Origin of the sequence: Nocardiopsis sp. NPDC006198, assembly GCF_040613895.1 — a bacterium.
In the GTDB taxonomy this organism is placed as follows: Bacteria; Actinomycetota; Actinomycetes; order Streptosporangiales; family Streptosporangiaceae; genus Nocardiopsis; species Nocardiopsis tropica.
Genome location: NZ_JBEXSY010000052.1, coordinates 34,779 through 47,048, shown reverse-complemented (window position 1 = coordinate 47,048; position 12,270 = coordinate 34,779). Strand labels below are relative to the sequence as shown.

General features: G+C 72.4%; 8 protein-coding genes and 1 pseudogene. 4 read left to right on the top strand and 5 right to left on the bottom strand.

Annotated features, from left to right (window positions below; all coding sequences use genetic code 11):
• A pseudogene (locus tag ABZ234_RS26330) lies at positions 1-1,289 on the top strand (glycosyltransferase family 4 protein); the annotation flags it as partial.
• A gap of 90 nt (positions 1,290-1,379) precedes the next feature.
• Here ABZ234_RS26330 and ABZ234_RS26325 read toward each other — a convergent pair.
• On the bottom strand, positions 1,380-2,354 hold the full coding sequence (locus ABZ234_RS26325) for a hypothetical protein (protein ID WP_267946148.1): 975 nt from the start codon (positions 2,352-2,354) through the stop codon (positions 1,380-1,382).
• A gap of 545 nt (positions 2,355-2,899) precedes the next feature.
• Between ABZ234_RS26325 and ABZ234_RS26320 the strand changes: the two genes are divergently transcribed.
• Together ABZ234_RS26320 and ABZ234_RS26315 are read left to right on the top strand one after the other, a co-directional pair.
• The gene (locus tag ABZ234_RS26320) at positions 2,900-4,000 is read left to right on the top strand and encodes a pilus assembly protein TadG-related protein (RefSeq protein ID WP_267946149.1); all 1,101 of its coding nucleotides are present in this window, start codon (positions 2,900-2,902) and stop codon (positions 3,998-4,000) included.
• 93 nt (positions 4,001-4,093) lie between these two features.
• Positions 4,094-4,939 (top strand): hypothetical protein, encoded by an 846-nt coding sequence (locus ABZ234_RS26315; RefSeq protein WP_355013802.1) that lies wholly within the window; start codon positions 4,094-4,096, stop codon positions 4,937-4,939.
• Between the two features lie 407 nt (positions 4,940-5,346).
• On the opposite strand, the gene ABZ234_RS26310 is transcribed toward ABZ234_RS26315, so the two are convergent.
• The gene (locus ABZ234_RS26310; RefSeq protein ID WP_353002627.1) at positions 5,347-5,601 is read right to left on the bottom strand and encodes a hypothetical protein; all 255 of its coding nucleotides are present in this window, start codon (positions 5,599-5,601) and stop codon (positions 5,347-5,349) included.
• Between the two features lie 274 nt (positions 5,602-5,875).
• Here ABZ234_RS26310 and ABZ234_RS26305 point away from each other — a divergent pair, with 274 nt between their 5' ends.
• Positions 5,876-6,892 (top strand): hypothetical protein, encoded by a 1,017-nt coding sequence (locus tag ABZ234_RS26305; RefSeq protein WP_355013801.1) that lies wholly within the window; start codon positions 5,876-5,878, stop codon positions 6,890-6,892.
• Positions 6,893-6,963: 71 nt separating this feature from the next.
• Here the strand turns inward: ABZ234_RS26305 and ABZ234_RS26300 are convergent, their stop codons facing one another.
• The 3 genes from ABZ234_RS26300 to ABZ234_RS26290 form a co-directional block, all read right to left on the bottom strand.
• On the bottom strand, positions 6,964-8,019 hold the full coding sequence (locus tag ABZ234_RS26300; RefSeq protein WP_355013800.1) for a right-handed parallel beta-helix repeat-containing protein: 1,056 nt from the start codon (positions 8,017-8,019) through the stop codon (positions 6,964-6,966).
• A 251-nt stretch (positions 8,020-8,270) separates the two neighbouring features.
• A complete protein-coding gene (locus ABZ234_RS26295; protein WP_355013799.1) occupies positions 8,271-9,980 on the bottom strand; it encodes an ABC transporter family substrate-binding protein in 1,710 nt (569 codons plus the stop codon).
• Positions 9,981-10,054: 74 nt separating this feature from the next.
• Positions 10,055-12,259: an ABC transporter ATP-binding protein gene (locus ABZ234_RS26290; RefSeq protein WP_355013798.1), complete on the bottom strand. Its 2,205-nt coding sequence runs from the start codon at positions 12,257-12,259 to the stop codon at positions 10,055-10,057.
• Between the last annotated feature and the right edge of the window lie 11 nt (positions 12,260-12,270).

The window sequence follows — 12,270 nt, the reverse complement described above, 5'->3', positions numbered from 1 at the left end:
TCCCCGACGTGGGCATGGACGGGCAGAAGCGCCTGAAGAACGCCAAGGTGCTGGTCGTCGGCGCGGTTGTGCGTGCGGGGGGCGACGGCCCGGCCGTGCTCTCGTTCACGGATCCTCCCGACGAAGTGGTGCTGGTGCGCCCGGGACAGCGGGTCGCGCTGACCCCCGGCCCGGGGGGCGAGGTGGTGGTGGACGCCGAGCGGGACCGCCTGGCGGCGCGCACGTGGGAGGTGTGCCGGGTCGACGGGGGCCGGGTGAGCCCCGTCGAGGACGTCGAGATCCACCAGCACGGCTACCCGCTGGCCGCCGACGGCGTCGACCGGCTCGCCCTGGTGGTCCCCGCCCGTTCCGGCAAGGGCCGTCTGGTGCTGCACGTGCGCCGCTCCGCCCGCCACGCGGAGGTGGAGCGCGTGGAGGTCGCCGACGGGCTGATCACCGTGCGGGGGCGGGTCCTGGGCCGGGGCGGGCCGGACGGCGGGGCCAGACTCGCCGTGCGGCTCCGCGAGGCGCCGCAGGCCCCGCGGGAGTTCTCGGCCCCGGTGGCCGCCGACGGCCTCTTCACCGCGGTGATCGACCCGGAGGCGGTGGTGCGCGGTCGGGAGGGGATGTCGCAGAAGTGGGAGATGCGGCTGGTGCTGTCCGACGGCGCCGAGTGCACCCTGGGGCGTCACCTGTCCGGGGTGGCCGGCTACAAGAAGATCATCGAGTACCCGGCGCAGCGGGTGGAGTCCCCGCACGGGGGCGGGGTACGGGTGCGGCCCTACTACACGGTCAACGACCGCCTGGGGCTGCTGACGTCCCCGTCCGCGCCGTCCCTGGAGGTGGGCGAGGTACGGGTGCGTCCGACGGGGCTCCACGGAAGGCGTCTGCGGTTCGAGGCGCACCTGGACGGCCCGTTGCCGGAGGGTGCCGAGTACGCGGTGGAGGTGGTGCGCGGCACCGACGTGGGCCGGCGCTTCCCCCTGCACGCCGAGGGTCCGCGGAGTCGGCCGGGGACGGCCTCCGTCCCCGGGGGCTGTCGCCTCGTGGGGACCCTGCCGCTGCTCCGGGGCGAGGAGTACGGCGACGCGTCCCCTCTGCGGGTCACGTGGCAGCTGCGGCTCCTGGCGGGGCCCGCGGACGCGATGGGCCGGGTGAGGGCCGAGGAGGTTCCCGGGCACACGGCGCGCCGCTGGAGCCGTGGCCCGTACCTGCGTTCGGTGACAGTGACGCCGGTGGGATCGGGCGACCTCAAGGTCACCGTCGCCGACGTGCACCTGTGGGGCTCGGTCAGCCGGCGTCTGCGCTGACGCGCGGCGGCGTCCCGGCGGGCCGCGGCCGCCACCGGAGCACGGTGTCCGCGGGCGGGTCCCGGCAGGGCCCGTCCGCGGACGCCGCGGCTACTCCTGCGCGTCGGCGCGGAGCAGGCGCTGAGCGGCGCTCAGGTGGTCCAGGAGCCAGTCGGGGAGGTGGTCGGCGCTGCGGGGGAAGTACCGCATGTCCTGGTGGTAGCTGCGGGGGTCGGGTTCCACGTCGAACTCCGGCGGGTTCTGGTGGTCGAAGTGGACCCCGATCTCCCGGGACTCCTGGATCGTGATGCGGGCGGTGAACCACGTCCCCTTGCCCGGCTGGTACATGCCCGTCCTCAGGCGGCCGAGCAGGCGGCCGGCCTCCGGCAGGAGGAGGTCCCACTCCGTCCCGCCGTCCGGTGTGCGCACGCTGACCCTGGCCGAGGAGACCCCGACGAGCCCCTTGTAGTCGACGACGATCTCGCTCCACTCGCCCCACACGGACTCGATCGTGCGGTCGACGATCTCCTGGACGGTGTCCATCATCTCCTCGGGCGACATGTCGCCGGGAGCGATCCTGGTCTCCCGCGTGACGCGCGCGCTCCGGAACACGCTCCAGGGCGACGAGGCCTCCGACGTGTCGGGCACCCGTTCCCCCTCGAGTCTCTCCATGAGCCAGTCGGGGAGGTGCTCGTCGTCGCGGGGGAAGTACTCCAGGTCGAGCATGTAGTCGGCGGCGTCCCGGGGCTCGTCGAACCAGGGCTCGTTGTCGTAGTCGTACCGGACCCGGTACCGGCCGGTCCGGTCGTACTCGAAGTAGGCCGTGTACCAGGTGCCCTTCCCGTGCGTGTACATGCCGGAGCGAACCTCCCGCAGGACCTCCAGTGCGGACAGCGGCGGGAGCCACCCGGTGCTCCGGCCCCCGTCGAACATGACCTCGAAGTGGGCGGACTCGGCGTCGGCGAGTCCCGAGTACACGAGCCGGAACTTGGCCCAGTCCTCGGGGGCCGTCCGCAGCAGGTCCGCTCCCAGACCGCGGAGGGATTCGTCCTGTTCGACGGGCGTCATCGCTTTTCGGGCGCTCATGTTCTCGCCTTCTAGTTGCCCTGTATGTGGCACGTGGATTTCTTGGGTGGATTGCCGTGAGGGTTGGGAAAGTTCCCCGTATGCGGCTTCCGGACGGTGTACATCCTTCCGGGTGGAATCCGATTCTGGCCGAACACACGACAAAAACCCGCGCGCGAGCCCGGCGCGGCCCCCACATCCCTCCCGGGCACACCCGTCGGCACGGCGGGACGGTCGGTCCGCGTTTCCTTTCTTACCAGGCCAAGCGCCGCAAAACGGGCCAACAGGCGGGTGTGGACGAACTCCCGCGCCGATGGCCAGGTGTGGTCACGCCTCCACCGCCCAGGGCGACATCAAAAGGACGAAAACCCCCTCCGGCGTCGCGTGAAACGCGGTTCCGTCCACAGGCGACTACCGATCATGGACAAGCCCGGATAAGCTGCGCCCGGCAGGGCAACTGTCCGGATGCGCTCGCACGCACGCCCCGCGCGACGCGCTCCCGGCCCCTCGAACACCCGCCCCCGCTCCCCGCCCACACGGGGAAGGCCCCCACCCACGGAAAACACATGGGACTGCGACGGACCCTCCTCCCCTCCTCCTCAGCCCGGAAGAGGCCCCGGCCCCTCCTGGGCCGCGACGACGAAGGGCAGGCCAACACCCTCCTGCTCTTCGGCCTCACCCTGGCCCTGCTGGCCCTGACCCTGCTGTTCGTCAGGGTCGGCGCCGCCAACGACACGCGCTCCCGGGTCCAGACGGCCGCCGACGCCGCCGCGCTGGCCGCCGTGGGCGCCCTGCAGGACGAGGCCGCCCAGGAGATGGTCGAGGGCGGCATCCCGTACCCGTGGTTCGACGAGGAGGTCGCCGAGGGACGCGCCGAGGAGTACGCGCGGGCCAACGGGGCCGTCCTGACCGACATCCGCGCCAGCGACAACAGCCTCGGGAGGTACGGCAACATCGTGCGGGTCGAGGTGCGCGGCGCCGTCTGCCAGAGGGAGCTGGAGGAGGACGGGTCCCGGCACTGGAACGACGTGGTGTGCGACGGGAGCGAGGACGAGACCGACACCGTGGTCGGCAACGCCTCGGCCATCGCGATCGTCCGGGTCCCCCACGACTGCGGCGTGGACGGCGGCGTCATGGACTGCGGCGGCGGACCGGTCACCGACGTCGAGTCGGCCAAACGCCTGGTCGCCGTGCACCTGGTGGACCAGGAGGGCCGGTACAGGTTCGACCCGGACTCGTACTTCGGGGGCGGCGCCGTGGTGAACTGCTCCTCGCTCGGCTCCCTCCACCCCGCGATGTGCGCGGTGCACAACCGCCTCCAGGAGGAGTTCGGCGGGTTCTACATCTCCGCGGGCGGACGGCGCACGGAGCCCGGGAGCGACCACCACACCGGCCAGGCGGTCGACTACATGATGGTGTCGGACCTGGGCGCGGTGCCGACCCCGCAGATGCACCAGACCGCTGTGACGGTGATCAACTGGATCATCCCGCGGGCCAGGGAGCTGCGCGTCAAGGGCATCATCTACGACCACCACATCTGGAACGCGGCCTTCGACCCGGTGGGGCCCTGGGAGAGCGTGCGCCGCTTCCACCAGGACACCGGGAACAACACGCAGGACCACGTCGACCACATCCACCTGGCCGCGGGTGAGGGGAACATGCAGTAGGGCCGCCGCCTCCGCCGGAGGCGGTCCGGCGCGGCCGTCCACAGGCGCGAACTCCCCCTTGTCCCCCCTCCGGCCGCGGTCCAGCCTGGAGGTATGACACTCCGTGGGGTCGCCCTCCCCGACCGCTCCCTCCTCCTCCGCACACTCGCCCCCGTCCTCGACACGGTGTCCGCCACGGCGGTCGCCGCCGACGTCACCGCCGCCTACGTGTGGGGCGTGGACCTGTACCCGCGCGGTGCCCGGCCCACCCGCACCCGGCTGCACGTGTCGGTACCGCCGAGGGTGAGCACCGCCGGGCCCCGGTCGTCGCCCACAGGGAGGTCCTGCCGCCCGCCGACACCACCGTGGTGGGGGGCGTCCGGATCACCACCCCGGCGAGGACCGCCGCCGACGTCGCCGCACGCGCCCCCTCGGTCTTCGTGGCCACGGCCCGTATCGACGGGTTCCTCTCACGGGGGCTGGTCACCGACGACGAGATGGCCCGCGCTCCCCGGACGCAACCGCGGCTGCGCCGGCTCCAGTGCCCTGAGCCGGTCCCCCGCCGAGTCGTGGGCACGGGTACTGCTCCTGGAGGCGGGGCTGCCGCCTCCCGTCCCCCAGTGTCCGGTCGCCACCGCGGAGGGCCTGCTCCACGCCGACCTCGGCCGGCCCTCCCCGGGGGTGGCGCTGGAGTACGACAGCCTGGAGTTCCACTCCTCGCGAGAGTCCCTGGCCCGCGACCGCGCCCGCTACGCCGCGATGCGGGTCGAGGGCTGGGAGGTGGTCTCCGTCGGCGTGTACGACCTCCGGCGGCGCCCCGACCGCCTGGTGCGGCGCCTCCTGCACACGCTCGTCCGCCGGGGCTGGTCGTGTCCCCCGCACCGTCTGCGCCGCGTCCGCCGGAAGATCCGCGCCTACGCGGCACGGCCTCCCCTGCTGACGGCTCTCCCGGAGCCCTGAGACCCGGGTGGCCCCTCCGAGCGCGGTGCCCGACGCCCGCGCCCCTCCCGCCGAGTCCCCGGGGGCCGCCCGCAGTACCCCCGCCACCGTCCCCGACAGGAGAGAGGAGGTCCGACGTGGACCGGGGCAACGCCGTGATCGAGTACACGGCCCTGCTGGTCGTGGTGGCCGCCGTGGTGGCGCTCGCGGTCCAGGCGCCGGTTCGGGAACTGCCCGCGGAGGTCCGCGGCGCCGTGCACGCCGCCCTGGGCCGGGCCCCGGAGGCTCCGCCCGGGGAGGCGGCCCCTCCGGGCGGTCGCTCCGGCGGAGAGCCCGGTGCGAGCGGGACCGGCCGCCACGGGCTCCCCGGGAGCGGCGGAACGTTCGGGCCGGACCATAACGACGAGGCCACAATCGGCCACGAACGCCTACCGGACGGTGACTGGACGCTGGATCCTGTGGCCGCGGCCGAAGCCGTCCTGCGCTGCTCGCGGGGCACGCTCGTTCCCGACCCCGTGGCTCGCGTCGACTGTGCGCTGGCGCTCCTGGGACTGCTGGAATCGGAGGTACTCGAAGCGACCGTTCTTCGTTTGGAAGCCGATGAGCTGCACGAACTCTTCTCCAGCCGTTCCTTCGCCGCGACCGGCGCGGCCCGGGTAGCGGTCCGGGCGCTGTGGGAGCACGCGTCGGAGGAGGCCCTGCGAAGGCTGTCGCGGACCCGCACCTTCGGCTTCCTGGAGCCGGCTCTGGAGGCGCCGCACCTGGACTGGGTGCTCCGGTTCGCCGATGCGGGGAGCGATTACGTGCATGCGACCATCGAACAGAACACTGCGTCACCGCGTCGTACCCCCCGCAGACGCAACCCGACGACGCCAGCTGACGAAGATGCGCCGCCGTCCCCCTCCGTGCCCTGGCGGGCGCGTTCCGATTCGCAGAAACGAGGCCCAGGCCGTGTCGATGCCGTCGATACCGCGCACCTCCGACTCCGAGGACCCGCCTCCGGAGGGGGGAGAGCGCCCCAACTGGCTGGTGTCCGTGCTCGTGGTCGTGGTCTGCCTCGCCGTGATCGCCAGCGGTTGGGGGGTGGCCCGGCTCACGCTGGGCTCCCCCCTGCGGCCCCTGGAGGTCGCGGACGGTCCCGAGTCGCGGCCGCCCCGGACGGGCGCCCCCTCCTCGGAGGCCGACCCGGAGGACGCCGAGTCCTACGTGGCGGTGGCCGCGGGCCTGGTGGAGGACTCGGCCGCCTTCCACATCACCTTCACCGTCGACGACGGGAGCGCCGGGCCGGAGGGCTCGCAGGCCTCGGAGGGCCGGGAGCGCCCGGACGGCCCAGAAGGCGGTGAGGGGTCCGGGGCGCCCGGCCAGGAGCGGCGGGCGCCCCGGGTCCTGCCCGCCTCGGGGGGTTCCGCCGACGACGCCCGGCGTGCCGCCGGACAGCCGGCCGCCGGGGCGGTCCCGGCGGCGCCCGCGTACCCGAACGTGGCCTCCGGCCGCGGGCGCGTCATGTACGACGCCACGGCCGAGCCGGAGTTCGACCACTTCTTCACCACGACGGAGGGACAGAGCGTCTACCGCTACGACGTGGGCGACGGGCAGCTCATGATGACGGCGGACCGGGGGCTCAAGCTCCTGGATCCGCCGAGCGAGGCGGACGGCTACCTGTGTTCGCGGGGGTTCGGCTCGGCCAAGCTGCACGAGATCCTCGAAACCTCCTCCGACCTGGCCCTGGTCGGCCTGGAGGAGGTGGACCTGCGGTGGCCCGGCCAGCGGAGCACCCACAGCGCCTACCTCTACACGGGGACCTTCTCCGCCAAGGTGGGCGGCTACGACAAGGACAGCGGGGTCAACACCCTCACCCTCGTGCCGAACGCCGAGTTCGAGCTGTGGATCGACGAGCAGGGATATCCGCGCAGACTCGACTACCGGGCCGCCGGCGGTTTCGCGGAGAGCTACGAGTACCACTCGTTCAGCTGAGCCCCCGGGAGCGGACGCGCATCAGGCCCCGGCCCTGCCCCGCCCCGGGGCCCGGCGCCGGCCGCCCGCGGCTACGGGGTGTCGGCGCCCGCTCCCGCCGCCACCACGTCGGGGACCGTCGCGGTGTCGTCGAGCTCGTAGGTGTAGGGCGGGTCGGGGACGGCGCCGCGCAGGTCGGGCTGGGCCGAGTCGACCAGCAGGTTGTCGCGGGTGACGACGTTGCCCGGCTCCTCGTCCTCGGGCGCCACCGAGACCGGGGTTCCGTCGAAGTAGTTGCCCTCCACCAGCACGTTGGCGTCGTGGGTGGACCGCACGCCGTACTCGGGGTTGGCCCGGTAGTAGTTGTTGAACACGTGCACGTGCTCGGCGGACCGGGCGCTCGGGTGCCGGCCGGAGGTCCCGTCGAAGTAGTTGTGGTGCACGGTCACGCGGAGGGCGCCGGGCTCGTCGTCCTCGCCGCCGATGCTGATGGCCGACTCCGCGTCCCGGAAGTGGTTCCAGGACAGGGTGACGTTGTCGGCGCCTCCGGTGACGGTGACCAGGGCGGCGCCGCCGTCGCCCCCGGTGAGGGTGGAGCCGTCCACCCACACGTGGTGCGCCCCTCCGCCGACCGCCACCGCGGTCCCGTCCGACTCCAGCGCCAGGTTGGCGAGGACGACGTTGCTGGAGCCGTCGACGACCAGCCTCCCGCCGGTGAGCTCGGCGCCGTCCCCCACGCCCACGAGCGTCTTGTCGGAGCCGACCTCGACGGCCCCGTCCAGGTCGATGCGTCCGCTGACCTCGATGGTGAGCGGCTCCTCGTCGGAGAGGTGGTCGGAGAGCTCGTCAGCGTCGGACGCGGTGACGGTCTCGCCCCCCGCTCCGCCGGTGACGCCGGGGTGGTCCTCGCCGTCGCGTTCCAGGGGCTCGGAGGCCCAGCCCACCGGGGTGCCGAACGGGTCCTCCTCCCCGGGTTCCTCCGAGGGTGGGGGGCTCGACTCGTCGGCCTCCTCCGTCTGCGGCTCGACGGCCGCGCCGACGGGGGGCTCGACGGCGTCCCGGGGTTCCTCCTCCTGACGCGTACAGGAGACGAGGGCCGCGCAGAGCAGCACCGCCGCAGCCGCGGCGGGGATGGGGTGAGGTCTCATCGAGAGCTTTCCAGCGAGCGGGGTAACGGGGGGCGGGGGGTTGCACCCCCGACCCTGCCACAGCGGGGTTCGCAGACCCAACCCAGGGCCCGGTTCCCCCTGCGCGCGGGGCTTGCCGCCCGGCCCGCCCCGTGTGCGCGGCTTGGCACGGCGAAGGGCGCCGGCCCCCTGTGGGAGGCCGGCGCCCCGATGACCTTCGGCGCTCGGAGCAGCGACCGCTCAGACCGCCGTGGGCGGTGCCGTCGCGGAGGCTACTCGGCGAGCCAGCCGATGTCCTCGTAGACGTAGTTGCCGGCGACGCCGTAGGCGCCCCAGTTGCGCAGGTTCTCGTCCATGGCGTACTGGCCGGGACGCTCGAACAGCGGGATGGTGAGGACCTCCTCCCAGATGGCGGCGTCGATCTGGTTGGCGATCTCGGCGTAGCGGTCCGGGTCGGTCTCCCCGGCCAGCTCCTCGTAGAGGTCGTTGATCTCCTGGGTGGAGTGGAAGCTGGTGTTGTTGCCCCACTCCTCCCCCGCCTCGTCGACCGGGCCGCTGTAGTTGCCCTCGGTGTCGGTGGGGTAGGGGTTGGAGCCGGTCAGGACGAAGCTGGCCATCTCGTAGTTGCCCGGGATGACGTAGTCCGAGAACAGGGCGTTGCCGGGAACGTTCTGGACGTCCACCTCGACGCCGATCTCGGCGAGCATCTCGCGGGCGATGTCGCCCTCGTCCTTGGCCAGCTGCATGTTCTCGGAGGCCACCCAGCCGAGGGTCAGGGTGTCGCCCGCCTCGTTGGTGCGGAACTCCGCGCCCTCCTCCAGGGTCCAGCCGGCCTCGTCGAGCAGCGCCGCCGCGGCCTCGGGGTCGAAGGTGCCGACCGGGTCGCTGTTGTCCTGGTAGCCGTTCTGGCTGGAGCGGAGCAGGCGGTTGACCTCGCCGGTGATGGGCCAGTCCACGGCGCCCAGGGCCACCTCGGCCATGGTGTCGCGGTTGATGGCCATGGAGATGGCCTGGCGGACGTTCTTGTCCTGGAGCATCTCGCTGCCGGCGTTCAGCGAGATGAACCGGTGGGCGTTGTCGACGGCGCGGGTGAAGTAGGTGCCCTCGCGGTCCTTCAGGAGCTCCCACGCGGCGGCGTCGTAGCCGAGGTAGAAGGCGTCGATCTCACCGTTGTTGAACGCGGTCGCCTGGCCGTCGATCGCCACGTGGGTGAAGACGATCTCGTCCAGCATGGCGGGCTCGCCCCACCAGTCCTCGTTCTTCGTCACCGTGATGCGCTGGGTGACGTCGTCGAACTCGGGGTCCGCGAACGGGCCGGCCGTGACGGGGATCTCGCCGTCGTAGCCCTCCAGGAAGAGCTCCTCGTCCTCCATGTACTCCTTGGGGTACACGATGTCGAAGAGGGCGGGCCAGTCGGCGTAGGGCCGGGAGAACTCCAGGGTGAACGAGTACTCGTCCTCGCCCTGGACGACGTCCTCGATCCACTTGTAGCCGGTGTCGGAGCCGACCTCGAACTCGCCGTCGCGCTCACCCTTGCGGGTGATGACCTGGGCCTCGTAGTCCTCCCAGGTGATGGGCTCGCCGTTGGACCAGACCGCGTCGGGGTTGAGGGTGTAGGAGACCTCCAGGCCGTCGTCGCTGACCCCGTAGTCGAGGACGTAGGCCTCGTTGGGGGCGAAGCCGCCCTCGTCGTCGAACCGGGTCGGGGTCGGCATGAGGGAGCCAAGGACACGGCGCACCTCGGCCTTGTTGCCCTGGACGTGCACCATGTTGTGCTGTTCTTCGTACTCGCTGAGGGCCCACACGAAGGTGCCGCCCTCCTGCAGGTCCTCGCGCGGAGCGGCGTTGAGGTCGGACGCGGGCAGCGCGGCGACCTCCTCCTGCGCGGCGTCCGGGTCGTTTCCGTCATCGCTGCCGCAGGCGCTGGCGACCATCACCAGGGCGGCGACGGGGGCGAGATAGCGCGCCTTCCCGATTCGCATGGGGATTCCTCCTATGGGGGTGGTTCTGCCGGCGCGCGGGGCGGCGCCGGCCGTGCCTCGAAGGGCCGGGGGGGTCAGACGACCTGGCGCCGTTCCGCGTAGTGGCAGGCGGCGCCCTGGTCTCCTCCGTTGGTGGGGAGGATCTGCGGTTCGACGTTCACGCACGTGTCCTTCTCCGAGTCGGAGAGGGTGATGAACTTCTGGCACCTGGTCCGGAACCTGCAACCCGAGGGCGGGTTGGCGGGGCTGGGCAGGTCTCCGTCGAGGACGATGTGGGTACGGGCCCGCTCCTTCTCCGGGTCGGGGATCGGGATGGCGGACAGCAGCGCCTGGGTGTAGGGGTGCGCGGGCCTGGAGTAGACGGACCGGGTGTCGCCGATCTCCACGATCCGGCCGAGGTACATGACGGCCACGCGGTCGGCGATGTGCCGCACCACGGACAGGTCGTGCGCCACGAACAGGTAGGAGAGTCCCAGCCTGGCCTGGAGCTCCTCCAGGAGGTTGACGACGCCGGCCTGGATGGACACGTCGAGCGCGGACACGGGCTCGTCGAGGACCAGCAGCTTGGGCTCCAGCGCCAGGGCGCGGGCGATGCCGATGCGCTGGCGCTGGCCGCCGGAGAACTCCGAGGGGAAGCGGGTGGCGTGCTCGGGGTCGAGGCCGACCAGCTGGATGAGCTCGTAGACTCGCCGGGTGACCTCGGCCGTGCCGGTCCGGTGGGCCCGCAGGGGCTCGGCGATGATGTCGAACACCGGCATGCGGGGGTCCAGGGAGCTCATGGGGTCCTGGAAGACGATCTGCATGTCGCGCCGCAGCGCGAACCGCCCGCTCTTGCCGAGCGTGGTCACGTCCTTGCCCATGACGGAGACGGAGCCGCTCTGGGGCTTCTCCAGGTCCATGATCTGCATGAGGGTGGTGGACTTGCCGCAGCCGGACTCGCCGACGAGCGCGAGGGTCTCGCCCTCGCGGATGTCGAAGTCGATGCCGTCCACCGCGTAGACCGTGCCGACGCGCCGCTTGAACACCATGCCCTTGTTGAGCGCGTGGTGCTTGACCAGGCCCTCGACCCGCAGCATCTCGGGCCGGTCCTCGCGGGGGACCTCGGCGGCCGGGACGTCGGGGATCTCGGGGACGGGGTAGATGTCCTGGGCGGTCCAGCCCCGGTCGGCGATCTCGCCGGAGCGGATGCACGCCACCCTCTGCACGCCGGTGTCGTGGACCCCGGTGCTCCCGGGCACGGTTCCGCCGTCGGCGTGGGCGAGCCGGATGGCCTCCGCGCTCGGCTGGGAGCCGATGGCGAGCAGCTCGGGCTCGGCGGCCTCGCACTCGGGCTGGGCGATGGGGCAGCGCGGCGCGAAGGGGCAGCCGGGCGGCAGGTGGGACAGCGACGGCGGGGTGCCCTTGATGGGGACGAGGGCGCCCTGGCGGTCCAGGTCCATGCGGGGGACGGCGCCGAGCAGGCCCATGGTGTAGGGCATGCGGCTGCTGTAGTAGATCTCGTCGACGGTGCCGATCTCGACGGGGCGGCCCGCGTACATGACCAGGACGCGGTCGACGAAGCCCGCGACCACCCCCAGGTCGTGGGTGATCATGACGATGGCCGCGCCGGTCTCGTTCTGCGCGGTGCGGAGCAGGTCGAGGATCTGGGCCTGGATGGTGACGTCGAGCGCGGTCGTGGGCTCGTCGCAGATGATGACGTCGGGGTTGTTGGCCATGGCCATGGCGATCATGACCCGCTGGCGCATGCCGCCGGAGAACTCGTGCGGGAAGGACCGGTAGCGCTGGGCCGCGTTGGGGATGCCGACGAGGTCGAGGAGTTCGACGGCCCGATCGTGTGCCTTGGCCTTGGGGGTCTTCGGGTCGTGGACCAGGACGGCCTCGGCCAGCTGGTCGCCGACGGTGTAGACGGGGGTGAGGCCGGAGAGCGGGTCCTGGAAGACCATGGAGATGACCTTGCCGCGTTTGGCGGCCATCGCCCGGTCGTCCAGTCCGAGGATCTCCTCCCCGTGCAGCAGGACCGAGCCGGTGATCCTCGCGTGCTCGGGCAGCAGGCCCATGGCGGCCATCGAGGAGACGGACTTGCCGGAGCCGGACTCGCCGACGATGCCCAGGACCTCGCCTCGCCTGACGGCGTAGCTGACGCCGCGGACGGCGTGCACGTCGGGGTTGCCGTCGAACCCCGGGAAGGTGACGGTGAGGTCGGTGACCTCCAGGACCGGGCTGTCCGCGGTCCGCCCGTCTCGGGCGACGTCGGTGGCGGCGACCGTTTCGGTGCTCATGTGTTGCTGTC

Excerpts from the sequence above, each read along its gene's own strand:
- ABZ234_RS26325 (WP_267946148.1), bottom strand. The coding sequence starts at position 2,354 with ATGAGCGCCCGAAAAGCGATGACGCCCGTCGAACAGGACGAATCCCTC.
- ABZ234_RS26320 (WP_267946149.1), top strand. The coding sequence starts at position 2,900 with ATGGGACTGCGACGGACCCTCCTCCCCTCCTCCTCAGCCCGGAAGAGG.
- ABZ234_RS26315 (WP_355013802.1), top strand. The coding sequence starts at position 4,094 with ATGACACTCCGTGGGGTCGCCCTCCCCGACCGCTCCCTCCTCCTCCGC.
- ABZ234_RS26305 (WP_355013801.1), top strand. The coding sequence starts at position 5,876 with ATGCCGTCGATACCGCGCACCTCCGACTCCGAGGACCCGCCTCCGGAG.
- ABZ234_RS26300 (WP_355013800.1), bottom strand. The coding sequence starts at position 8,019 with ATGAGACCTCACCCCATCCCCGCCGCGGCTGCGGCGGTGCTGCTCTGC.
- ABZ234_RS26295 (WP_355013799.1), bottom strand. The coding sequence starts at position 9,980 with ATGCGAATCGGGAAGGCGCGCTATCTCGCCCCCGTCGCCGCCCTGGTG.
- ABZ234_RS26290 (WP_355013798.1), bottom strand. The coding sequence starts at position 12,259 with ATGAGCACCGAAACGGTCGCCGCCACCGACGTCGCCCGAGACGGGCGG.